This is a genomic window from Tardiphaga robiniae (assembly GCF_001618955.1).
Lineage (GTDB): Bacteria > Pseudomonadota > Alphaproteobacteria > Rhizobiales > Xanthobacteraceae > Tardiphaga > Tardiphaga robiniae_A.
In genome coordinates, this window is sequence record NZ_LVYV01000023.1 from 423,732 (window position 1) to 447,460 (window position 23,729).

Annotated in this window: 21 protein-coding genes and 1 pseudogene; 8 read left to right on the forward strand and 14 right to left on the reverse strand. The window is 61.6% G+C overall.

Annotated elements, in window-relative coordinates:
• Positions 1-45: 45 nt before the first annotated feature.
• On the reverse strand, positions 46-1,041 hold the full coding sequence (locus A4A58_RS19580; protein WP_068735123.1) for an NAD(P)H-quinone oxidoreductase: 996 nt from the start codon (positions 1,039-1,041) through the stop codon (positions 46-48).
• Between the two features lie 109 nt (positions 1,042-1,150).
• Between A4A58_RS19580 and A4A58_RS19585 the strand changes: the two genes are divergently transcribed.
• From A4A58_RS19585 to A4A58_RS19600, 4 genes are all read left to right on the forward strand, one after another.
• Positions 1,151-1,342 carry a DUF1192 domain-containing protein gene (locus A4A58_RS19585; protein ID WP_068735125.1) on the forward strand — a complete coding sequence of 64 codons (192 nt, stop codon included), beginning with the start codon at positions 1,151-1,153 and terminating at the stop codon, positions 1,340-1,342.
• A 569-nt stretch (positions 1,343-1,911) separates the two neighbouring features.
• On the forward strand, positions 1,912-2,424 hold the full coding sequence (locus tag A4A58_RS19590) for a DUF1465 family protein (RefSeq protein ID WP_068735127.1): 513 nt from the start codon (positions 1,912-1,914) through the stop codon (positions 2,422-2,424).
• A gap of 86 nt (positions 2,425-2,510) precedes the next feature.
• Positions 2,511-3,596 carry an acyltransferase family protein gene (locus A4A58_RS19595; RefSeq protein WP_068735129.1) on the forward strand — a complete coding sequence of 362 codons (1,086 nt, stop codon included), beginning with the start codon at positions 2,511-2,513 and terminating at the stop codon, positions 3,594-3,596.
• A gap of 324 nt (positions 3,597-3,920) precedes the next feature.
• Positions 3,921-4,754 carry a MipA/OmpV family protein gene (locus A4A58_RS19600; RefSeq protein ID WP_068735131.1) on the forward strand — a complete coding sequence of 278 codons (834 nt, stop codon included), beginning with the start codon at positions 3,921-3,923 and terminating at the stop codon, positions 4,752-4,754.
• Positions 4,755-4,823: 69 nt separating this feature from the next.
• Here the strand turns inward: A4A58_RS19600 and A4A58_RS19605 are convergent, their stop codons facing one another.
• Both A4A58_RS19605 and rpmE read right to left on the reverse strand, forming a co-directional pair.
• Positions 4,824-5,387: a TetR/AcrR family transcriptional regulator gene (locus A4A58_RS19605; protein ID WP_244499809.1), complete on the reverse strand. Its 564-nt coding sequence runs from the start codon at positions 5,385-5,387 to the stop codon at positions 4,824-4,826.
• 239 nt (positions 5,388-5,626) lie between these two features.
• Positions 5,627-5,857, reverse strand: coding sequence for a 50S ribosomal protein L31 (gene rpmE / locus A4A58_RS19610; RefSeq protein WP_068735135.1), 231 nt, complete (start codon positions 5,855-5,857; stop codon positions 5,627-5,629).
• 225 nt (positions 5,858-6,082) lie between these two features.
• On the opposite strand from rpmE, the gene A4A58_RS19615 reads away from it, so the two are divergent.
• Positions 6,083-7,945: an ABC transporter ATP-binding protein/permease gene (locus A4A58_RS19615; RefSeq protein ID WP_068735138.1), complete on the forward strand. Its 1,863-nt coding sequence runs from the start codon at positions 6,083-6,085 to the stop codon at positions 7,943-7,945.
• A gap of 21 nt (positions 7,946-7,966) precedes the next feature.
• Here A4A58_RS19615 and A4A58_RS19620 read toward each other — a convergent pair whose 3' ends face one another.
• The 3 genes from A4A58_RS19620 to A4A58_RS19630 are packed head-to-tail and all read right to left on the reverse strand — an operon-like array spanning position 7,967 to position 10,463.
• Positions 7,967-8,413, reverse strand: coding sequence for a GNAT family N-acetyltransferase (locus A4A58_RS19620; RefSeq protein WP_068735140.1), 447 nt, complete (start codon positions 8,411-8,413; stop codon positions 7,967-7,969).
• Positions 8,414-8,417: 4 nt separating this feature from the next.
• On the reverse strand, positions 8,418-9,449 hold the full coding sequence (locus A4A58_RS19625; RefSeq protein WP_068735142.1) for a peptidoglycan -binding protein: 1,032 nt from the start codon (positions 9,447-9,449) through the stop codon (positions 8,418-8,420).
• 3 nt (positions 9,450-9,452) lie between these two features.
• Positions 9,453-10,463 carry a flagellar motor protein MotA gene (locus A4A58_RS19630; protein ID WP_068735144.1) on the reverse strand — a complete coding sequence of 337 codons (1,011 nt, stop codon included), beginning with the start codon at positions 10,461-10,463 and terminating at the stop codon, positions 9,453-9,455.
• A 393-nt stretch (positions 10,464-10,856) separates the two neighbouring features.
• Between A4A58_RS19630 and A4A58_RS29715 the strand changes: the two are divergent.
• From A4A58_RS29715 to A4A58_RS19640, 3 genes and pseudogenes are all read left to right on the forward strand, one after another.
• Positions 10,857-11,246, forward strand: a pseudogene (locus A4A58_RS29715) (SAM-dependent methyltransferase); the annotation flags it as partial.
• 236 nt (positions 11,247-11,482) lie between these two features.
• Positions 11,483-12,697 carry an efflux RND transporter periplasmic adaptor subunit gene (locus A4A58_RS19635; protein ID WP_068735146.1) on the forward strand — a complete coding sequence of 405 codons (1,215 nt, stop codon included), beginning with the start codon at positions 11,483-11,485 and terminating at the stop codon, positions 12,695-12,697.
• A 10-nt stretch (positions 12,698-12,707) separates the two neighbouring features.
• Positions 12,708-15,863: a multidrug efflux RND transporter permease subunit gene (locus A4A58_RS19640; protein ID WP_068735148.1), complete on the forward strand. Its 3,156-nt coding sequence runs from the start codon at positions 12,708-12,710 to the stop codon at positions 15,861-15,863.
• A 156-nt stretch (positions 15,864-16,019) separates the two neighbouring features.
• Here the strand turns inward: A4A58_RS19640 and A4A58_RS19645 are convergent, their stop codons facing one another.
• The 8 genes from A4A58_RS19645 to gap all read right to left on the reverse strand — a co-directional run bounded on the left by A4A58_RS19645 (position 16,020) and on the right by gap (position 23,719).
• Positions 16,020-16,811, reverse strand: a complete 792-nt coding sequence (locus A4A58_RS19645; RefSeq protein ID WP_068735150.1) for an inositol monophosphatase family protein — start codon at positions 16,809-16,811, stop codon at positions 16,020-16,022.
• 101 nt (positions 16,812-16,912) lie between these two features.
• Entirely contained in the window at positions 16,913-17,983 is a 1,071-nt protein-coding gene (locus tag A4A58_RS19650; protein WP_068735152.1) for a tetratricopeptide repeat protein, read from the reverse strand.
• Positions 17,984-17,990: 7 nt separating this feature from the next.
• Complete coding sequence (locus A4A58_RS19655; protein ID WP_068735154.1) at positions 17,991-18,674, reverse strand: thiamine phosphate synthase; 684 nt, start codon at positions 18,672-18,674, stop codon at positions 17,991-17,993.
• A 2-nt stretch (positions 18,675-18,676) separates the two neighbouring features.
• Entirely contained in the window at positions 18,677-19,702 is a 1,026-nt protein-coding gene (locus A4A58_RS19660) for a class I fructose-bisphosphate aldolase (protein ID WP_068735156.1), read from the reverse strand.
• Between the two features lie 166 nt (positions 19,703-19,868).
• Positions 19,869-20,936, reverse strand: coding sequence for a class II fructose-bisphosphate aldolase (gene fba, locus A4A58_RS19665; RefSeq protein WP_068735158.1), 1,068 nt, complete (start codon positions 20,934-20,936; stop codon positions 19,869-19,871).
• Positions 20,937-21,099: 163 nt separating this feature from the next.
• Positions 21,100-21,336 (reverse strand): hypothetical protein, encoded by a 237-nt coding sequence (locus A4A58_RS19670; RefSeq protein WP_068735160.1) that lies wholly within the window; start codon positions 21,334-21,336, stop codon positions 21,100-21,102.
• 62 nt (positions 21,337-21,398) lie between these two features.
• Positions 21,399-22,592, reverse strand: coding sequence for a phosphoglycerate kinase (locus A4A58_RS19675; RefSeq protein WP_068735162.1), 1,194 nt, complete (start codon positions 22,590-22,592; stop codon positions 21,399-21,401).
• A 116-nt stretch (positions 22,593-22,708) separates the two neighbouring features.
• Complete coding sequence (gene gap, locus A4A58_RS19680) at positions 22,709-23,719, reverse strand: type I glyceraldehyde-3-phosphate dehydrogenase (RefSeq protein WP_068735164.1); 1,011 nt, start codon at positions 23,717-23,719, stop codon at positions 22,709-22,711.
• Positions 23,720-23,729 lie beyond the last annotated feature (10 nt).

A 23,729-nucleotide genomic window follows, 5' to 3' on the forward strand; every position in this document is an offset into this window, starting at 1 on the left:
CATGAAAGCGAGATAAATCAAAGGGTTTCCGGCTGTTCTCCAGCCCTAAACGACCAACACAATTTTGCCAATATGTGCGCTGGTTTCCATGCGTTTGTGCGCGTCTGCAGCCTTTTCCAGCGGGAAAGTGCTGTCCATCAGGGGTTTAACCTTGCCGGCCTTGAGCAGCGGCAGGACATTGGCCTCGATCGCCCTGACCATGGCGGCCTTGTCGGCATTGGTGCGGGGCCGCAGAGTCGAGCCGGTATAGTGCAGCCGCTTCACCATGATCTTGGCAGCGTTGATGGTGGCTTTCGGGCCGTTCAGCACCGCAATCTGCACAATGCGCCCATCGACGGCGGCGGCATCGAAGTTTTTCTCCACATAATCCGCGCCCACCATATCGAGGATCAGCTCGACGCCGGTCTTGGTGATTTCCTTGACGCGTTCAACGAAATCCTCGGTCTTGTAGTTGATGGCGTGATCGGCGCCCAGCTTGAGGCAGGCATCGACCTTGTCCTGCGAGCCGACGGTGACGATCACTTTGGAACCCAGCGCCTTGGCGAGCTGGATCGCCATGGTGCCGATGCCGGAAGAGCCGCCATGGATCAGCAGGGTCTCGCCGGGCTGCAATCCGCCGCGTTCGAATACATTGTGCCAGACGGTCATCAGTGTTTCGGCGGTGGCGCCGGCCTCGGTCATCGAGAAGCTTTCGGGGACCGTCATCGCCTGGGCGTCCTGGGCGATGCAATATTGCGCGTAGCCGCCGCCGGCGACCAGCGACATCACCTTGTCACCGAGCTTGTGTTTGGTGGCGCCTTCGCCGAGGGCGACGACTTCACCTGAGATTTCGAGGCCGGGCAGATCGCTGGCGCCGGGCGGCGGCGGATAGGCGCCAGAGCGCTGTGCGACGTCCGGACGGTTCACACCGGCGGCTGCGACCTTCACCAGGATTTCGCCGGGACCCGGCTTCGGAACGGGGCGCGTTTCGGGAATCAGCACCTCGGGGCCGCCCGGTTTGCTGATACCAACGACGGTCATTTGCGCGGGCAGCTTTTCCATGATTTGTCCTTGCGGCGTACGGGATGTCGACTGGCGATCTGATTAAACAGCCGGATCAATGCTGGCAACATCCGGTGCATATTCGAATTTGAGAGGGGGAGGTCCCCAAATGGCGATCGACGACGACGACAAACCGAAAAAGAAGGTCAGCCACGAGATCGGGCAGGACCTCTCGCTGCTATCGGTCGAAGAACTCGCCGACCGGATCGCTTTGCTGAATGGCGAGATCACCCGGCTGCAATCGAGCATGACTTTGAAGCGCGCGACGCGCGATGCGGCGGATCGTTTTTTCAAGTCGTGACGGGCTATTGAACGGCGCTTTCCTGCCTCTCTGCCGTCATTGCGAGGTCAAGGAAAGCTGCCTGCAGCTTTCCTCTTAGCGAAGCAACGTGGCAACCCAGAAGCCATACGCGAAGAAAAACTGGACTGCTTCGCTCCGCTCGCAACGACGGACGAGAGGCCTGTGCAATACCGCCGACGCTTCCTCAGTCACGATCCCGACATTGTCTCATTCCGATACAGCTTGCGAGGCGTCGCATGGCAAACGGATCGTGAAGAAAGCCCGCGCATTTACGCGCAATTAAGCTTTCTCGCATATTACTTAAATTGTCCTTGTTTGGACACCGAGTGGCTCCTGTCCACTCTGTTTGACGCCTCCCTGTTATCAACTTTAAAGCCGCCGGAAACGGCGGCTCTTTTTTGGTATGTATGTCTCCATTCGGGGTGTCCGCGATCATTCAATCGCGTTGGAAACCATAAATACTTCTTTAATTTTACGCCGCTGGACTCTCACGCACGCACGCGTAATGATTTGTTCATCATAAGCCCGCCGTTCAGAGCTGGCTGCGAAACCTGCGTGAGGCGTTAACTATGTCGGATCGTTTGCACAGCGAACCCGCTCTCGTTCAGTTCAGCGAGCGGCTGACCAATTCCGCTGCCTTCGGCGCCTTGTTTCGCGAGGGGATGGATCTGGTCGAAGAGACCGCGGCCTATCTCGATGGCGTCGGCCGTAGCGAGGCCAAGGCACTGGATCGCTCCGTCAGCCTGACTTACGCCACCGAAAGCATGCGCCTCACCACCCGCCTCATGCAGCTTGCCTCATGGCTGCTGCTGCACCGTGCGGTGAAGGAAGGCGAGATGACGCTGACCCAGGCCAATCGTGAAAAGACCAAGGTCAAGCTCAGCGCCGCCGATCCGAGTCCGGAAGAAATGCTGCTCAAGCTGCCCGAGCAGCTGCAGATACTGATTGCGCGTTCGATGGTGCTGCAGACCAAGGTTCGTCGCCTCGACGTCTCGATCCACGCCGCGACCACCACGCATGCCCCGATCGGCAATCCGCTGGTGCCGCAGCTCAATCGCCTGAAGGCCGCGTTCGAACGCTGATCTCCCGTCCCTCGCATTCCTGAACGCTGTTCCTCGCTCGCCGCTCATGCGCTAAACATGAGCTTGGCGCAGCGGGGGCATTTGCGATGGCAGGCGATATCAGGGCATTGACCGGGGTGCGCGGCGTCGCAGCTGCTGTCATCGTCGTGTATCATTTCGGTGACGTGCAGCTCGCAACCGGTGGCACCGGCTCATTCTTCCGCATTCCCTACGGCTATCTGCTGGTCGACCTGTTTTTCATGCTGTCAGGCTATGTGATGGCGCTGACCTATCGCGACGCGTTCCTGCATCTCACTGGCAAGGCGTTTGCGCATTTCATGCTGAAGCGGGTCGCGCGGTTGTATCCGGCCTATTTCATCATCGGGCTGTTCTATGTGGCCAAGATCGCGGCTGGTCTGTCCGGTGAAAGGCTGGAGATGTATTCAGCCTGGGACTGGACCGGCAACCTGTTGATGATGACCGGCTGGGGTCTCTACATTTTCCCGATCATCGGCGTGGCCTGGGCGGCGAGCGCCGAGATGGGCTCCTATCTGCTGCTGCCGATCCTGATGGCCTTTACCCAGCGCTGGAGCAAATGGATTGCGGGATTTGCGGTGATCGCGGCGCTGCTCGGCATCTATGCGGTTAGCGTCAGTGGCCGCGGGTCGGGCGGACCGCTCGATGTGGTCAACGGCAATTCGCTTTATCCGCTGCTGCGCGCGGTGGCGGGCTTCACGCTGGGCCTTGCGATCTTCCGCCTTAGTGGCCTCGTCGATCGCCTGTCGGCAACCGTGCAGGATGGTCTGGTCGTCGCGCTTCCGCTCGCCATCATCGCCGTCGGTTTGGCCGATGCGAGCGATCGCTTGATGTATCTGCTGTACATCCCGCTGGTCGCGGTGCTCTCGCGTGATGGCCGGATGGCGCAACTGCTGTTCGGCAACGCGCTGGTCTACCGGCTCGGCATCATCTCGTACTCGATCTATCTGATCCATCCGCTGTTCGTCAGTTTCGCTATCAGGACCTGGCGGCATTTAGGCCAGACTGAGGTTGTCTATATCGCTGCATCGCTGGTCTGTTTCGCCATCATCTGGGCGCTGGCGGAAGTGAGCTATCGCTTCGTCGAAATGCCCGGCCGCAACTGGATCACGCAGCGCTTTATCCCGCGGAGAAGCGACGTCCCGGCGAAGGCGTAGGCATCGGGGCTATCAAGTCGGTAGTGCGGCGCGATGCCGCAGACGGCCGCGATCCATTCTTTCAGATATTACTGCCACGCTGCCCGGAAATGTGAGCGATGACGCTGCAGGTACAGCGTCATTTATCGCAAAGCCTTGCCTGAATGGGGTTTCTCGCCAGAGAGCTACACTTCGGATGCCGGGCCAATGCGAGTTTGGAGGAGGCGTCGCGCCAGCTATCTTCGCATTGTTGCGGTGACTCCATGTCGCACGGGAGCAATCGCAACGATGTGGCATTGAAGCGCGGCCACACCGAAATTCCGCGCCGATCCAAGTAGGAATCTGATGTCTTTGTCTCCTCGCCTGTTCGGTCTCATTGGTGTGTTGGCTTGTCCGGCGGTTGCGGCCGCGGCTGATCCGGTGGTGATGCTGCCATCCGTGCCGTTCGTGCCGTCGGCCTCCGGCGGCTGGACCGTGACCGTCGGGATCGGCGGAGAGATGCAGCCGTCCTATGAAGGTGCGGGGAGCTCCAAGCTTGGGCCGAAGCCGATCATCTCCATACGCCGGGCGGGCACGCCGGCGCGTTTCAAGAGTATGCGGGACAATGCGAGTTTCGCCCTGATCGATGTCGGTGGCTTTCGCGCCGGTCCGGTCGGGGCTTACAAAACCTCCCGCAAGGCCAGCGATCACAGTGAGCTGCGTGGCTTGAAGGACGTCGACTTCGCCGTCGAGCTAGGTGGTTTCGCTGAATACTACGCTTTCGACTGGCTGCGCCTTCGCTCTGAACTGCGCCGCGGTTTCGGCGGTCATGAGGGCATCGTCGCGGATTTCTCTGCGGACGTGATCGTACCGATCAACGAGCGGATGACCTTTGCGGCCGGCCCGCGCTATACCGCGACCAACGCAAAGTATACATCGGCCTACTTCAGCGTAAGCAATGTCGAGGCACTGGCCTCGGGCCTGCCGGTCTACGACGCCAAGGGCGGTTCGAGCTCGGTCGGTGCCGGTGCGCAGCTGCGCTACAAGCTCGATCCGCAGTGGGAAGTACGCGGCTATGTCGAATACGACAAGCTGCTTGGCAGCATCGCTGACAGTCCGCTGGTGAAATTCCGGGGATCCACCAATCAGGTGACCTACGGCGTCGGCGTGGCCTATTCGTTCGACGTCGGCGTGCGCTAGCACGACGTGCGATAGCACGGCGCGCGCCTGCACAGCGTGGGCAAATACCGCGCTTGCTGGCTCGCGCTTCTAGCGATCCCCGAGCAGATAGTACGACAGCATCGTATCCAGCTCCTGTTCCAGCTCGCCATTGGCGAAGGCATCCGGACGGAATGCGATCGCCGCATCGAGCGCCGAGCCGACCATTCTCGGAATAAAGAAGCTGCCGGCCTCGCGATTGAAGCCAGGGCGCAGCTCGTCGGCATGGCTGTCGAACATGCCGCGCAACAGGCCTTGCCGCTGCGGGAAGCGATCAAATGGCCACTGAGCAGGGGGCCGGCCCGAGGCAGTCTCCATCAAGACTTTCAGCAGCGGCAGGACGCGTGCGTGCTGGCTGATTGCAGTGTTCAGGCCGGAACGGACAAACCCGCGCAGATCCAGCCCTTCGAATTCTGAAATGGTCTGCCAGATATTTTCGGACATTTGCGCCTCCGTCCGGCCATGGAGGGCCCCGAACAGCGCGTCTCGATTCGGAAAATACTGATAGAGCGAGCCGATGCTGACGCCGGCGCGCTCCGCGATCCGGTTGGTGGTGGCGCGGTCGTATCCTTCATCGACCAGGACGAGAGCGGCGGCGTCCAGGATGACGCCCACGGTCGCAACGGAGCGCGCCTGACGCGGCTTCTTGCGGTGGTGCCCCGTATTGGTCGGCATGCTCTTGTTGCGCCCCCGCGCAAGGTGATGTGGCGCATCTTATTGGGAGGGCAACCGAGGCGGTTTTAAGGTACCGCCATGGCGATGGCGGGCCGGCAACGAAAAACGCCCCTGCAGGCTGCAGAGGCGTTTCGAAAGGCAGTCGGACAAGCCGGAAGGGCCGATCTTCTTTAGGAAGATCAGTCTTCCTTCTTGAGGAAGCCCGAGAACTTCTTCTGGAAGCGTGACACGCGGCCACCGCGGTCGAGAAGCTGGGTGGTGCCGCCGGTCCAGGCCGGATGCGACCGCGGATCGATGTCGAGGTTCAGCTTGTCGCCTTCCTTGCCCCAGGTGGAGCGGGTCTGATACTCGCTACCATCGGTCATAACGACCGTAATGTTATGATAATCCGGGTGAATTTCGGCTTTCATGACGGTTCCTTCGGCGCGCCGGCGCCTGAATCTCTGTGATTTCAATGGCGGATTTGGCCGCTCTATATCGCAGGAACGGGCAGGAGACAAGGACTGCCGCGACGGATCATGGCCCCTCGTGCGGTTGCCCCCGGGCAATTTGCCCTGCCGGGAATTGACCTAGGTCATTTGCCTCGGGGCCCGCTCCGGCCTATCTCAGGGCAACGACAAGAACGGTTATAAATCATGAGTGCAGTCGAACGGCTTGAGATCCCCCGCGCGGCCAAGCCGACGCTTCCGCAGCCCGATCCCGTGCTTCCGGAGCCGTCGCTGGCGGATACCGTTGTGGAGTCCCCGGCACCACCCAGCCGAGCCAAATTGCGGCCGCTCCTGGCGTTGGCGCCCTATGTGGCGCGGTATCGCGGCCGGGCCCTGCTGGCGCTGGTGTCGCTGACCGTTGCGGCTGTGACCACGCTCGTCGTGCCTGTGGCGGCACGGCGGATGATCGACTTCGGCTTCAGCCCCGAAGGCATCGCGATGATCAACAACTATTTCAGCGTCATGATCGCTGTGGTGGTCGTGCTCGCGCTGGCCAGTGCGGCCCGCTACTACCTCGTCATGACCATCGGCGAGCGCATCGTCGCCGATCTGCGCCGCGACGTGTTCCAGCATCTCACCGCCCTGTCGCCGTCTTTCTTCGATACGTCGCGCTCCGGCGAACTGGTGTCGCGGCTCACGGCCGATACTACGCAGATCAAGTCAGCGGTCGGCGCGTCCGTATCCATCGCGCTGCGCAACCTCGTGCTGTTTCTCGGCGCGGCAGCCATGATGGTCGTTTCTAGCCCCAAGCTCTCCGGCTTCGTGCTCGCGGCGATTCCGCTGATTGTGATCCCGCTGGTGGCCTTCGGGCGCTGGGTGCGGCGCCTGTCGCGCAACGCGCAGGATACGCTGGCGGAAGCCTCGGCCTATGCCGGCGAACTCGTTGGCTCGATCCGTACGGTGCAGGCCTATACCAACGAGCAGCTGGCGAACGCGCGCTTCGGCAAGGAGGTCGAGCAGGCCTATGACGCTGCGCGCGGCTCCACGCGCGCGCGCGCCGTGCTGACTGCGATTATCATCTTCATCGTGTTCTCCAGTGTCGTCGGCATTCTCTGGGTCGGCTCGCACGATGTTCTGACGGGCTCGTTGACGCCCGGCCGTCTCGGACAGTTCGTGCTCTATGCGGCCTTCGCGGCCTCCAGCCTCGGCCAGCTCAGCGAAGTCTGGGGCGAGATTTCGGCGGCGTCGGGCGCGGCGGAACGACTGTTCGAAATCCTCAACGTCAAATCCGCCGTGGTGGCCCCGGCAGCGCCGCGGGCCTTGCCGCAGCCCGCACGCGGCGACGTCGTGTTCGACAACGTCTCCTTTGCCTATCCGACCCGGCCGGACATCCTGTCGGCCGCTGGCGTGTCGCTGTCGGTGAAGGCTGGCGAAAAGGTCGCCATCGTCGGCCCGTCCGGTGCCGGCAAGAGCACGCTGTTTCATTTGCTGCTGCGCTTTTACGATCCCAAGGGCGGCGCCATCTCGGTCGATGGCGTACCGATCCGCAACGCCGATCCGCGCGAGCTGCGCAAGCGCATCGCATTGGTGCCGCAAGACTCCGTCGTGTTCGCGGCAACGGCCCGGGAGAACATCCGCTTCGGTCGTCCCGATGCGACGGACGCTGAAGTCGAGCACGCCGCATCGCTAGCGCATGCCACGGAATTCATCCGCCGCCTGCCTGATGGATTCGAGGCGCAGTTGGGCGAACGGGGCGTCACGCTCTCCGGCGGCCAGCGTCAGCGCATCGCCATCGCACGCGCCATCCTGCGCGATGCACCGCTGCTGCTGCTCGATGAAGCAACGTCTGCACTCGATGCCGAATCCGAGACGCTGGTGCAGACCGCACTGGAAGAGCTGATGAAACACCGCACCACGCTGGTGATCGCCCATCGCCTCGCCACCGTGCTGTCCTGCGATCGCATCCTCGTCATGGATCATGGCCGCATCGTCGAGCAGGGCACGCATGCCTCGTTGGTCGCGGCGAACGGGCTTTATGCACGACTGGCGCGGCTGCAGTTCGGGGTGTGAGTATCGACGATAGGAGGCTTGCTACGGCTTCCATTCCATCAGGTCGACGGCACGGCCTGACGTGTTCACTTCATCGCCCGTTTTGACGAAGCCGTTACGCATATAGAATTTGATTGCGCGGATATTGTCGGCATTGACCTTCAGCCTCACGCCGGTGGGCGATAGGCGTTTGGTTTCATCGACCAGCGTGCGGCTGACATCGGATCCCCATTGAGCGGGGCTGACCACTAACTGATCGAGATAACCCCTGCCGTCGATGGTGACGAAGCCGACCAGCGCGCCGTCCTGCTCCGCAACCACGATTTGCGCTACGGGTACCAGTTCGGTGCGCCATCGGTTGCGCCACCAGTCTACGCGGGCGTCGAAATTGATCGACGGATAGGCCTGCCGCCATGTCTCCAGCCACAAGGTGATGGACGCGTCTTCATCGCTCTCGCGATAGGGACGCAACTTGAATGCCTCAGACATGCCCTCAGCGCTCGGTGAGCTTGAGTTCGATGCGGCGGTTGCGCTTGTACGCTTCTTCGGTCTGGGCCGTATCCAGCGGCTGATTTTCGGCGAAGCCGGCGGCGACGAGGCGTTGTGCGGGGACGCCGAGCGAGATCAGATACTGCACCACTGAGATAGCTCGTGCTGACGACAGTTCCCAGTTCGACTTGAACAGCGGGCTGTTGAGGATCGGCCGCGAGTCGGTGTGGCCATCGACGCGCATCACCCAGGCGATTTCCGACGGGATCTGCTTGTCGAGTTCGGTGAGTGCACTGGCGACCTTGTCGAGTTCGGCGCGGCCTTCCGGTAACAATAGTGCCTGACCGGCGTCGAAGAATACTTCCGACTGGAATACGAAGCGGTCGCCGACCACACGAATGTCAGGGCGGTTGCCGAGAATGGCGCGCAGGCGTCCGAAGAATTCGGAGCGATAGCGCGACAGCTCCTGAACGCGCTGCGCGAGTGCGACGTTGAGGCGCTGGCCAAGATCGACGATGCGGCCCTGCGATTCCTTGTCTCGTTTCTCGGACGCTTCCAGTGCTTCTTCGAGTGCCGCGAGCTGGCGGCGCAGCGCGGAGATCTGCTGGTTCAGCACCTCGACCTGCGCCAGCGCGCGGGCTGAGAGCTGCTTTTCGGAATCCAGCGCTTTGTTGAGCTCGGTGTTGCGGCCTGCGGCATCGGAGCCTGCACCGGCAAGGCCGTCATACAGGCCCTTGATCCGGTCGCGCTCCGATTCCGCGGCGGACAGCCCGGCGCGCATCTGAGATAGCTGTTCGTCGAGATTGAGCTTGCCGAGCTTCTCCAGCGACAGCAGATCGTTCAGCTGTGCCAGCTTGGCGGTGAGCTGTTCCAGCGCCTTGTCCTTGCCGGTGACTTCCTGCGACAGATAGAATTGCACGACGAGGAAGATCGACAGCAGGAAGACGATTGCGAGCACCAGCGTCGACAGCGCATCGACGAAGCCCGGCCAGTAGTTGAATTCGGAAGAGCCGCGGCGATTGCGTGCCAATGCCATGGATCAGTTCTTCTCAGGTTGGCGAGCGATGTGTTCCAGCAGCTTCTTGATCTCGCGGCTTTGCTCGCCCTGGCCGTCGGCCCATTCGCGGATCATCTCCTGCTCGCTGCGCATATGCGCCACAAGGCTCTGGATCGCATCGGCGAGATTGGCCATGGCGGTCGTGGTGCCACGATTGTTGTTGCCGTCCTCGATGGAGCGACGCAGGCGCTCGATGGCATCCTGCAACTCGGCCGGGGTGCCAGATGAGATAACGGGGGCTGTTTCGCCGGAGTATTCCTTCACGGTGGAAGCGAGCCAGTCTTCCAGATCCGTATAAAACCGGTTCTGCGCCTGGCTGGATTGCAGGTCGAGGAAGCCGAGGATCAGTGAGCCGGCGAGGCCGAACAGCGATGACGAGAACGAGATCCCCATGCCGGCGAGCGGCGCGGCGAGGCCTTCCTTCAGCGTGTCGAACAGCGAGCCGGCATCGCCACCGACCTTGAGGCCTTCGATCACCTTGCCGACGGAGCCAACGGTCTCGATCAGGCCCCAGAAGGTACCGAGCAGTCCGAGAAACACCAAGAGGCCGGTCATATAGCGCGAGATGTCGCGGGATTCGTCGAGGCGCGTCGCGATCGAATCGAGCAGATGCCGCATGGTCTGCTGCGAGATGGTCATACGGCCGGTACGCTCGCCGCCGAGGATCGCAGCCATCGGCGCCAGCAGGGTCGGGCGTCGGTCCAGCGCTAGGCCAGGATCGGAAATCCGAAAGCTGTTGACCCAGGAGACTTCCGGATAGAGCCGGATGACCTGCCTGAACGACAGGATAATGCCGATCGCCAATACCGCGCCGATTAGCGCGTTGAGCCCGGGATTGGCAAAGAAAGCGAGAACGATCTGCTTGTAGAGCACGGTCATGATCAGACCGCAGAGCACCAAAAACACCAGCATTCGGACCAGGAAGATCCGGGGCGATGAGAGCTTGGTCAGTTCGATCTCCATCGCGGAGCGGGAGGAGGAGCCAGGCGCCATGTGCTGATCATCTGCATGCGAGGAAAAGGTTCGACGCGCAATATGGCACAGCCCCGCGACAAAAAAAGATCGGATACTGCCGGAATCAGCGATGTCACCGGGAACTTCCAGTTGAAACCCGGTTTGATCTGGCGCGTATTCGTAAAAAACCTTTTTGTTGAGCCGTTTACGGGCTCCTGCATGGCGCTTCTATAGTTGCAAGCGCTGGTGACAATTGCGGTCTCGCTCTCGGTTCTGACGTCACTTGCCTGAGTGGTGCAACAGCGCTCCGGCAACTCCGGTTTGGTCGATACGATCTGGACCTCTCGCTCGGCGTTGTCGGCGCATGCAATGCGCTATGGCCAGTGCCGGGGGGCGTAGCTGAATATCTGGCAATGGCTCTTCCCGACGCTGATCGAGATGTTCGAGCACATGATGAACCTCGCGGGTTGATGACATGCGTGCGGTCATGGCTGGCACCGGACGGCCGCTTCTTCATGCACATCTTCACTGGCGGCGTGATGCCCAGCCATCATCTCATTCGGCAATATGCAGACACATTCGCGATGGAGAAGGAGGGCGCTGGAGCGGTACGCATTACGCGCGCACGGCGAATGACCGGCTCGACAATTTCGATTCTCACCGCGACGAGATCGAACGCATCCTGCGTCCGGTCTATAGATGCAACACCGCATATGGATGCGGCGCTGGTGCTGATTCCTTCTGCGACCGCAGGCTTGTCTGTCTATGCGGATGGAAGCCAATGGGGGCGTGAGCCACTATCGAATGGCCGCCGTTAACTAAACGTGTGCCGGTTCCATCCGATTCACGTTCGCGTGAGGCTCGAAAGCCTTTGTGAGTTCAATATGATAGGCCGTGTGGCAATGCGCCGCCTCGATATGTATTGCGCCGCAGCACCGCGGTTTTTATTCTAAGCTATCAAAGAAGTTCGATAAATCCGGCTACGCGCATGAAGACCACAGAGGTCCGGCGTATCCGTTGATGCATATTCGAATGCGCAACTTGGGATAACAAATTAAATGTCGATGTTGAACGCACGCTCTGCAGGCTTCGTGCTTCTGCTGGCGGGACTCGCACCCGTGCTCGCAGGATGCAAAGAACCCAAGGACGCGGTGGCGTCAGCGCCGCCGCAGGTGAGCGAGCCTGAAGTCAGCATCATTTCCGTCACGCAACAGCGACGTGCGCTGGTTCGCGAATTGCCCGGACGTATCGCGCCGACGCGCGTTGCCGATGTGCGGTCGCGTGTGTCGGGCATTATCATCGAACGCGCGTTTCATCAGGGTACCGAGGTGAAGGCGGGTGACACGCTGTATCGCATCGATCCGAAGCCGTTCGAGGTGGAATTGCAGTCCGCAAAGGCGTCGCTTCACAAGGCGGAAGCTGCCTATGACCTCGCGTCGATGCAGGCCAAGCGCGTGTCGGGTCTTGCACTGCAAAAAGCAGTCTCCGAAGCCGAAGCCGAGAAAGCAGTCGGTGCGCAGCGTCAGGCTGAAGCCGAAATTGCATCCAAGAAAGCCGACGTCGCGCGTGCGCGCCTCAATCTGGACTATGCAACTATCCGCGCGCCGATCGACGGCATTGTCGGAGCCGCTCTGGTGACCGAAGGTGCGCTGCTTGCGCAGAACGACAACACGAATCTCGCCACCATTCAGCAGCTCGATCCGATCTATGCCGATTTCACGCAGTCGGTGTCCGAACTGAATAACTTGCGCCGCTCTTTCGAGACCGGCGATCTCGAGCGGATCGCGCCTGGCGCGGCCAAGGTGAGACTGATGCTTGACGACGGCACGCTCTATTCGCTGCCGGGCAAGCTGCTGTTCTCCGAAGCCAAGGTCGACACCTTCACGGGTCAGGTAACGCTGCGCGGCGAATTTCCGAACCCGAAGCGTGAGCTGTTACCGGGCATGTATGTCCGTGTGCAGATCGAGCAGGGCATCGACACCGACGCCATTGCCGTTCCGCAGCAGGCAGTGCAGCGTAATGGCGGTGGCGGCGCCGAAGTTTTCGTCGTCAAGGATGACGGTCATGTTGCGGTCCAGATGGTACGAACGGGTGCCGTGCAGGACGGTCAGTGGTTCGTGACCGAAGGCCTGAAGGGCGGCGAGCGCGTCGTGGTCGAGGGCTTCCAGAAATTCGCTGCAGGCGACAAGGTCAAGGCGACCGTCTGGACTGATGCGAATGCCACTGCGGGCCTTCCGCCCGAGGGGCAGAAAACCACTCAAGCGCGTCCCTGAGTAAATCGACATGGCTAGTTTTTTCATCGACAGGCCGATTTTTGCCTGGGTCGTCGCGCTTTTCATTTGTCTTTTCGGCGCCATCGCGATTCCGCAGTTGCCGATTGCGCAGTATCCGATCATCGCGCCGCCATCGATTTCGATCTCGACCAGCTATCCCGGTGCGTCTCCGGAGAATCTCTACAACAGCGTGACGCGGCTGATTGAAGAGGAGCTCAACGGCGCTGCGGGCATCCTGAACTTCGAATCGACCAGCGACTCGCTGGGTGCCGTCGAAATCATCGCGAACTTCCAGCCCGGCACCGATACCAGTCAGGCGTCAGTCGAAGTGCAGAACCGCCTGAAGCGCGTGGAAGCGCGTCTGCCGCGTGCCGTGATTCAGCAGGGTATCCTGGTCGAGGAAGCCTCTGCCGCGGTGCTGAACATCATCACGCTGCGCTCCACCGATAACAGCCTGGATGAAGTCGGCCTCGGCGACTTCATGATCCGCAACATCCTTGGCGAAATTCGTCGTATCCCCGGCGTCGGCCGTGCCTCGCTGTATTCCACCGAGCGCTCGCTGCGTGTCTGGGTCGATCCCGCCAAGCTGGTTGGCTACAATCTGACCTCCGACGACGTAAACAAGGCCATCACCGCGCAGAACGCCCAGGTCGCCTCCGGCAGCGTCGGCGCCGAGCCGTCGACAGCGACCACCAAGACGTCGTCACTGGTGCTCGTCAAAGGCCAGCTCTCCACGCCGGAAGAATTCGGCGCCATTGTGCTACGCGCCAATTCCGATGGCTCGACCGTGCGGTTGCGCGACGTCGCCCGTATCGAGATCGGCGGCCTCAGCTACCAATTCACCACGCGCCTGAACGGCCAGCCGACGGCCGGCCTGTCGGTGTTGATGTCCCCGAAGGGCAACGCGCTGGCGACGGCGTCCGCAATTGAAGCCAAGATGAAGGAGCTGTCGAACTTCTTCCCTGCTAACATCGCTTACGACATTCCGTACAACGTCACGCCGGTGGTCAAAGCATCGATCATGAAGGTGGTGACGACGCTGATCGAGGCGGTTGTCCTCGTCTTCATCGTGATGTTCATCTTCCTGCAGAATTTCCGCTACACGCTGATCCCGACCATCGTCGTGCCCATCGCGCTGCTCGGCACCTGCACGATGCTGTTGTTGGCCGGCTATTCGATCAACATGCTGACCATGTTCGGCATGGTGCTGGCCGTCGGCATCCTGGTCGACGATGCCATCGTCGTGGTCGAGAACGTCGAGCGCATCATGAGCGAGGAGGGGCTTCCGCCGAAGGAAGCCACCAAGAAGGCGATGGGCCAGATCTCCGGCGCCATCATCGGTGTCACACTGGTGATGATCGGCGTGTTCGTGCCGATGGCGTTCTTCCCCGGCTCAGTGGGCATCATCTATCGCCAGTTCTCTGTCACCATGGTTGCCTCGATCGCGTTCTCCGCGCTGCTGGCGCTGTCGCTGACGCCGGCGCTTTGCGCAACCTTCCTGAAGCCGATCAAGGAAGGACACGGCCATGCCAAGAAGGGCGTGTTCGGCTGGTTCAATCGCAAGCTCGACGCCACCCGCGATGGCTATTCAAGGACAGTGGGCTGGTCGATCCAACGCACCGGACGCTTGCTGATCGTCTATGTCGCGCTGCTGGTGGGACTGACCTGGGGCTTCATGCGGATGCCCGGCGGCTTTCTGCCGATTGACGATCAGGGCTTCATCACCACTGACGTGCAGACGCCGTCGGACTCCTCGTTCGCCCGCACTGAAAGTGCCATCGAAAAGGTCGAGGAATATCTGAAGAAGCGTTCCGGCATCGAGAGTGTCGTGTTCCTCACCGGCTTCAGCTTCCTCGGGCAGGGCATGAACACCGCGCAGGCCTTTATCACCCTGAAGGACTGGGCTGAACGCCCACCCGGCGATTCCGCCGCGGCGCTAGTCAACGATATCAATCGGGAATTGTCGTCGATCCGCGACGCCAAGATCTCCGCTTTGCAGCCGCCGCCGATCGATAACCTCGGCAACTCTTCAGGCTTCAGCTTCCGCCTCCAGGACCGCGGCCAGAAGGGGTTCGTCGCGCTTAATGCTGCATCCGACAAGCTGATCGCGGACGCCAATGCCAGCCCGGTGTTGCAGAAGGTGTTCGTCGAAGGTTTGCCACCGGCGCCGTTGGTCAATCTGATGATCGACCGTGAAAAGGCCGGCGCCTTCGGCGTCACCTTCGAGGACATCAACAGCACGATCTCGACCAATCTCGGCTCGAACTACATCAACGACTTCCCGAACCGCGGCCGCATGCAGCGCGTCGTGGTGCAGTCCGAGGCCGCCAACCGGATGAACGCGGCCGACATCCTGAACTACAATGTCAAGAATAGCCGCGGACAGCTGGTGCCGTTCTCGTCCTTTGCCACGGTGGAATGGGCGAAGGGGCCGACCCAGATCGCCGGCTTCAACTTCTATCCGGCGGTGCGAATCTCCGGCGAGGCCCGGCCCGGTTTCACCTCGGGCGACGCCATCAAGGAGATGGAGCGTCTGGCTGGCCTGTTGCCGCGCGGTTTCGGCTTCGAGTGGACCGGCCAGTCGCTGCAGGAGAAGCTATCGGGCTCGCAGGCGCCGTTCCTGCTCGCGCTGTCGGCGCTAGTGGTGTTCCTGGTGCTCGCAGCGCTTTATGAGAGCTGGACGATCCCGGTGGCCGTGCTGATGACGGTGCCGCTCGGCATCGTCGGCGCCGTGCTGGCGGCGAATTTGCGCGGCCTGCCGAACGACGTGTACTTCACGGTGGGTCTGATTACGATCATCGGTCTTGCGGCCAAGAATGCTATTCTGATTATCGAATTCGCCAAGGACCTGCGCGCGCAAGGCAAGTCGCTGGTGGATGCCACGATGGAAGCCTGCTTCCTGCGCTTCCGCCCGATTGTGATGACCGGTCTCGCCTTTATCTGCGGTGTGTTGCCGATGGTCGTCGCATCGGGCGCCGGCGGTGCCAGCCAGCAGGCGCTTGGGACGTCGGTTACCGGCGGCATGATCGCGGTGGTGATCCTGGCGCTGCTGATGGTGCCAGTGTTCTTCGTGTCGGTGCAGCGGCTGTTCTCGCCGGACAAGGCGCCGAAGACGGAAGAGACGAAGTCAGGCGAAGAGCCCGCGGTTTCGCCCTCGCATTCTTAAAGAGTCGAGGGCGACCTACACTCGTCATTCCGGGGCGCAGGACAGCGGCGAAGCCGCTGGCAGGCGAACCCGGAATCCCGATGTGTTCAGTCATGTCGAGATTCCGGGTTCGCGCGCGCAAGGTGCGCCCGCGCCCCGGAATGACAGCGCTGTTGTTTACTTCGTCAGCGGCCGCAGGATCTTCGTCAGCGCGCCGTGGACGAATTCGTTGCCGGCAACGACGTTGCCGGTCGTCAGCACATCACCGCCATTGATATCGCCAACAGTACCGCCGGCTTCCTTGATCAGGATCAGGCCGGCAGCGATGTCCCAAGGCTGCAGGTTGCGCTCCCAATAGCCATCGAGGCGACCGGCTGCGACGAAGGCCAGATCGAGCGAGGCCGCGCCGAAGCGGCGCAGGCCGGCAACCTTCGGCTGCAACGCGGCCATTTCGTTGCGTGACAATTCGAAGTCGCCGCGGCCGATATGCGGCAGGCCGCAGGCGATCACGCATTCGTTGAGCTGCTTGCGGCCGGCGACGCGCAGGCGGGTGTCGTTGAGGAACGCGCCCGAGCCCTTCTCTGCCATATAGAGTTCGTCATTGGCCGGATTGTAGATCAGGCCGGCAATCACCTGACCTTCGCGCGCCAGACCGATCGAGACTGCGAATTGCGGGATGCCGTGCAGGAAGTTGGTGGTGCCATCGAGCGGATCGACGATCCAGGTGTGGCTCTTGTCGGTGCCGTCGCGGTTGCCACCTTCCTCGCCGAGGAAGCCATAGCCCGGGCGAGCCTTGTTGAGGTCCGTATAGAGCATCTCCTCGGCCCGCTTGTCGGCGAGGCTGACGAAATTGGCGGGGCCCTTCATCGAGACCTGCAGGTTCTCGATCTCGCCGAGATCGCGTTTCAGGCTGCGGCCGGCGCGGCGCGCGGCTTTCACCATCACGTTCATAAGGGCTGAATTGATCATGCGTTCGTCTCACGACGACCTGACGGCAGGTCTGATTGGGGTTGCTGAGGCGATGGGTGCCCTGCGAGCGGCATCTCGTCAAGGCAAGATCGCTACAGGGGTCATTTCTGGGTCGTGCCCAGCCACTTCTTGGCGGCTTCCTGGGCCTTGGTCTTTTCCTCGGGGGTGGCCTGGGCCAGAAGCTCGTCGAGCATCAGGTCCCCCTTTCCGGCGGTTTTGGCGACGATGTGCCATTTCAGACCTTCCAGCCGGTCGTCTGTATTGGTGCGGAGCGCCAGCACCCGGGCGAGGCGGTTCTGGGCGATCGGGCTGTTCTGTTTGGAGGCCTTACGAAGCAGGGCGATGGCCGCAGCCTCGTTCTTGGGAGTTCCCGTGCCGTTATAGAGCGCAATGGCATATTCGACCTCGGCGTCGACATTGTCGGCCAGTGACGCCGCCTGGAGCAGGCGGACCGCCTTGTCGATGCTTTTCTCGACGCCAGTGCCTTCCTTGTAGAACGTCGCCAGCGCGTATTGCGCTTCGGGGTTACCGGCATCGGCGGCGACGCGGAGCAGTTCGGCCGAGCGCTTAACGTCCTGTGGCAGCGTCTGCCCGTCGAGATAGAGCAGCGCCAGATTGTAGGCGGCCTTGGGATTGCCGAGCTTGGCGGAGGATGCCAGCAGCTTCACGGCCTCATCGCGTTTGCCGACATTGCCGCGATCCGACAGTCGCAGCATCGCCAGCGCGAACATGGCCTCGCGGTCGCCGCGTTCCGACGCGCGCTGATACCATTCTGCAGCTTTCGCATAGTCGCGTTTGACCCCCAATGCATTGGCGTAGAGTTCGCCAAGCATGGTCATCGCCTTCGGGTCGTTGTTCTCCTGCGCGCGCTTGTTGGCGAGGTCGAAAGCGGTCTTGTACTGCCCACGTTGATAGGCGCCATAGACCAGATCGGCATTGGGGTCGGTCGGTGCGGCTTCTGCAGGTTGCGCGGGTTTTTCAGCAGGCGGCGCAGGAGCTTTCTTCGCTGCTGTCGGCGCTTTCGCCGGTGCCGGCGCCTTTTTTGGCGCTGCCTTGCTTGCAGCCGGTGGCGGCGTCTGCACGCCCGGCGGCGTCAGGGAAATCTGCGCGGGCGCGCAGGCTGCCCAGGCAACGCAGCCGGCAATCACAGTGAGGGAACGCAGAATTTTCATTCCGGCGTTATTCCTGTTCGACTTTGGACTGCCCCGAGACGAGCGCCGCGTATCCCTGCTGGATCGCCTTCTCTGCGTCCATCAAGGCAGCAGCAGCACCGCGCGCGTCGTTCCAGATGACGTCGCCGACCAGCACGAAGTCGGCGCCAGCGGCTGCGAACTCCTTGGCCTCGTCGAGCGTAGCGGCGAAGCCCACGCAAGGCGGTTCGAACAATTCGGCCCACCACTGCAGGCGCTCAGCAATCGCATCTGTCGATGGGCGCTGGCCCTTGGTGTCGGGTTCGCCGAACAACACGTAGTCGGCACCGGCTTCGCCTGCAGCCATCGCGTTATGGCGTGTCGACAGTCCACCGCAGCCTGCAATGCGATCGGGCTTCAGCGAGGGCAGTGCATCCTGCAAGGGAGCAAGACCGGGCAGATGCGCGCCATCGGCGCCGCCGCGTGCGACGAGCTCGACGTTGCCTTCGACCAGCATGGCGGCGCCGCTGATCTGGATGACAGGCGCCAGCGTCTTGATACGGGTGATCATGGTGCGCTGGTCGGTCGTCGCCAGTCGCACCAGGACGGCAGCGACATCTGCTTTCTCAAGAAGAGCAGGCAGGTTCGCGACCAGCGACGACGGATCGTCCACGACAGGCGTCGCGAGATAGAGACGCGGCATCGGCGGCGGCGGGACGGGTTTGGAAGCCAAGATTATAGCGCCTTCTGTTCTTGATCAGTCGTCCACTCGCCCTTGCTGGCGAGTGAATTCATGTGTGCACGATGGGTGAAGGCCTGCTGACCGGCGGGCACATTGTTGGCTTTGCCGGACCATGCCTTTTGCGGCGCGGCCTGAAGCGCGCGGCCATAAGAGAACGTGAGCGGCCACGGCAGGCCGCCGATCCTGTTCACGGCGTCGAGATGCGCGGTTGCATCCTCATCGGATTGGCCGCCGGAGAGGAATGCGATGCCGGGCACCGATGCAGGCACGCAGTTCTTCAGCATGCGCACGGTCTTCTCGGCCACTTCGGCCACACCAGCCTGCGTCTTCGACTTCTTGCCAGAGACGGCCATGTTCGGCTTCAGGATCATGCCTTCCAGCGCGACGCGTTGGACCCGCAATTCCTGGAACGTCTTGTTGAGTACGCGCTGCGTCACCTCAACGCAGCGGTCGATGTCGTGATCGCCGTCCATCAGCACTTCGGGCTCGACGATCGGAACGATCTGTGCGGCCTGGCATAGCGCGGCATAGCGGGCGAGCGCGTGCGCGTTGACGGAGATTGCGGTCATCGAGGGAATACCGGCACCGATATCGATCACGGCCCGCCACTTTGCGAACCGCGCGCCGCGTGCGTAATATTTGGCAAGACGTTCGGCGAGCTTGTCGAGGCCTGCTGTGACCAGCTCACCGGGACAGTTCGGCAGTGCCTGCGTACCCTCATCGACCTTGATGCCGGGAATGGCGCCGGCTTCCTCGATCAGCCGCACCAGCGGCGTGCCATCCTTGGCGTTTTGCCAGATTGTCTCGTCGTAGAGGATCACGCCGGAAATGTAGCTGCTCATCGCCTCGCGCGAGCGGAACAGCATTTCACGATAATCGCGGCGGTTGTCCTCGGTGGATTCCACGCCGATCGCATCGAAGCGCTTCTTGATCGTGCCGCCGGACTCATCCGCGGCAAGCAAGCCCTTGCCCGGCGCGGTCATGGCGCGGGCGATTTTGTTGAGTTCGGCGAGATTCATGGGCATGTCCTGAGCGGGCGAGTCCTGCAGGCCAATCTAGACCGTTCTCGGGCAAAATCCGAGCATCTGGCCGGCCAATAGGCTCGTCCGCGTCCGATTCCGGCAAAAATTCAGCCTGCCATAGGCTGTATGGCAGGCTGAATGGCAGTCAATTGGCAGTTTGGGCTCAGGCGATCTTCGCGTTCAGCTCGCCCGATGCGTAACGCTTGGCCATTTCGGCCGTGGTCAGCACCTTTTTGATCTTGCTGGCCTGGCCGGCGGTATTGAATTCCTGCAGGCGCTGCTTGCACAACTTCACCATCGCTTCCATCGCCGGCTTCAGATATTTGCGCGGGTCGAATTCGCTGGGGTTCTCACTCAGCACCTTGCGGATCTGGCCGGTCATGGCCATGCGGTTGTCGGTGTCGATGTTGATCTTGCGGACGCCATGCTTGATGCCGCGCTGGATTTCCGACACCGGGACGCCCCAGGTCGGCTTCATCTGGCCGCCGAACTTGTTGATGATGTCCTGCAGGTCCTGCGGGACCGAGGACGAGCCGTGCATCACCAGATGGGTGTTCGGCAGCTTGCGGTGGATTTCCTCGATCACGTTCATCGCGAGGATATCGCCGTCGGGCTTACGGGTGAACTTGTAGGCGCCGTGCGAGGTGCCCATCGCGATTGCCAGCGCGTCGACCTGCGTCTCCTTGACGAATTTCACAGCCTCGTCGGGATTGGTCAGCAACTGGTCATGGCTGAGCTGGCCTTCGGCGCCATGGCCGTCCTCGGCTTCGCCCATGCCGCTTTCCAGCGAGCCGAGCACGCCGAGTTCGCCTTCCACCGAGATGCCGCCGAGATGGGCCATGTCAGCCACCGTCTTGGTGACACCGACATTGTAGTCCCAGTCCGCCGCCGTCTTGCCGTCAGCCTTCAGCGAGCCGTCCATCATCACCGAGGTGAAGCCGGCCTGGATCGCCGTCATGCAAGTCTCTGGGCCGTTGCCGTGGTCGAGATGCACGCAGACGGGGATATGCGGATAGATTTCTGTGACGGCGTCCATCATGTGCTTGAGCATGATGTCGTTGGCATAGGAGCGCGCACCGCGGGAGGCCTGGATGATTACCGGCGCATCGACACCCGATGCAGCCTCCATGATGGCCAGCGCCTGTTCCATATTGTTGATGTTGAAGGCCGGTACGCCGTAATCGTGTTCTGCCGCATGATCGAGCAGTTGACGCAACGTAATACGGGCCATGCGGGAGCTCCTTGTAAAAATGGGACAGGCGCGAACGCCGCGCCGAGGGACGTATCGCTCTTAGCGCGAGGAGACGGCGAATCCAAGACGCGATCAGTCGCGCATACAGCCAGCGTTAATCACCACCGTGGCCCGGCGTTCCAACTAATGGAATTCCCGGTAACTAATGTTCCCGAGCTTCGAGTGCCGCGAAGTGCTCTTCCACTTCAGTCACGCGCTCGTCGAAATCGCCAGCAGTCGCACGCATCATCACGAGCATGCCGGCAGCGTCCCGACGCTGCTTACGGCTTATTTCTTCCAGCCGATCAAGACGCTGTTCAACCGAGCTACGAAACGACGAAACATCATCGCGGATCGCGATGAGGATGTCCGTCGTGATGTTGATCGGTTCGTCTGCCATGGCAGGAACATATCATAAACATTGCGACGCCAACAATTATTGCGTGCAAAAATTTACAGATGCTACTTCTTTAACACTTCCACACCCGGCAGCGGCTTGCCTTCCATCCATTCGAGGAAGGCGCCACCAGCCGTCGAGATATAGGAGAAGTCATCGGCGACGCCGGCGTGATTGAGCGCAGCCACCGTGTCGCCGCCGCCGGCTACTGAAATCAGTTTCTTCGCCTTGGTGCGCGCCGCTGCGTGTTTGGCGCCGGCAACCGTGCCGCGGTCGAACGGTGTCATTTCAAATGCGCCGACCGGGCCATTCCAGACCAGCGTGGCGGCATCGTCGATCGCCGCATTGATGCGTTCGATCGACTGTGGACCGACGTCGAGGATCATACCCTCATCGGGGATCGCATCGAGGCCGTAGGCGTGAGACGGTGTGTTGGCGGCGAAGTGGAATGCGACGATGGCGTCCACCGGCAGGATGATGGCGCAGCCGGAGGCTTCGGCCTTGTCGATGATCCGCAGTGCGGTGGCCGCCAGGTCCTTTTCGCACAGAGACTTGCCGACCTTGACGCCTTGCGCATGCAGGAAGGTATTGGCCATGCCGCCGCCGATCACAAGCGCATCGACCTTGGTGACGAGATTTTCGAGCAGGTCGATCTTGGAGGACACCTTGGCGCCGCCGACGATGGCGATCACGGGCTTGGTCGGCGCGTCCAGCGCCTTGCCGAGGGCGTCCAACTCGGCCTGCATGGTGCGGCCGGCATAAGCGGGCAGCTTGTGGCCGAGACCTTCGGTGGAGGCGTGCGCGCGATGTGCGGCCGAGAAGGCGTCGTTGACCCAGATGTCGCCGAGCTTCGCGAGTTCGGTGACAAAGGTGGGATCGTTCTTCTCTTCAGCAGGATGGAAACGTGTGTTCTCCAAGCAGAGGATGTCGCCGTCCTTCATGGCGCCAACGGCCTTGGCCGCGACGTCGCCGACGCAGTCATCGGCAAAGGCGACCGGCTTCTTGATCACATCGGCAAGTGCCGCAGCAACGGGCTTCAGTGAGTTCTTGTCGTCGCGGCCCTTGGGGCGGCCGAAATGCGCGAGCAGGATGACCTTGCCGCCCTTGTCGGAAATTTCGGTGATGGTTGGCGCGATGCGTTCAAGCCGAGTTGCGTCGGTAACCTTGCCACCATCCATGGGCACGTTGAGATCGACGCGCACGAGAACGCGTTTGCCCTTCACATCGACGTCGTCGAGGGTACGGAAAGAATTGGTCATGATGTTGTGTCCCAAACGCAGGTCAGCGCACAGCGGCGCGCCGCGAAGCGGGGACCGCTATAGTCGTTGGTTCCCGGACGCACGCGTGGCGTTGCGCCCGGGATAACGGTCGTGTCTTAGAGCAGCTTGCCCATCGCAACGGCGGTATCGGCCATGCGGTTGGAGAAGCCCCACTCGTTGTCGTACCAGGAGAGTACGCGCACCAGCGTGCCGTTCTGCACCTTGGTCTGGTCGAAGGCGAAGGTCGACGAATGCGGATCGTGATTGAAGTCGATCGACACGTTCGGGTGCGAAGTGGTGCCGAGCACGCCCTTCAGCTCGCCGGCCGCAGCCTTCTTGATCGCTTCGTTGATCTCTTCCTTGGTGGTGCTCCTCTTGGCGATGATCTTGAGATCGACCACGGAGACGTTCGGGGTCGGCACGCGGATCGAAACGCCGTCGAGCTTGCCGGCCAATTCGGGCATCACAAGGCCGATGGCCTTCGCGGCGCCGGTCGAGGTCGGAATCATCGACATCGCAGCGGCGCGGCCGCGATAGAGATCGCTGTGCAGCGTGTCCAGCGTCGGCTGGTCGCCGGTGTAAGCATGGATCGTGGTCATGAAGCCGGTTTCGATACCGACGGTCTCGTTCAGCACCTTGGCGACAGGCGCCAGGCAGTTGGTGGTGCACGAACCGTTGGAAACGACCAGATGCTCCTTGGTCAGGGTCTTGTGGTTGACGCCGTAGACGATCGTGGCATCAGCACCATCGGACGGAGCCGAAACCAGCACGCGCTTGGCGCCTGCGGTCAGATGCGACGTCGCCTTCGCCTTGGCGCTGAAGATGCCGGTGCATTCGAGCGCGATATCGATGCCGAGATCCTTCCACGGCAGCGTGTTCGGATCGCGCACCGCAGTGACCTTGATCTTGTTGCCGTTGCCGAGCTGGATGCTGTCGCCGTCCACAGTGACTTCACCGGGGAAGCGGCCATGCACGGAGTCGAAGCGCAGCAGATGGGCGTTGGTTTCAACCGGGCCCAGATCGTTGATGGCGACGACTTCGATGTCGGTGCGCTTGGACTCGTAGATCGCCCGCAGGACGTTGCGGCCGATGCGGCCAAAACCGTTGATCGAAACCCGGACTGCCATTCAACTTCTC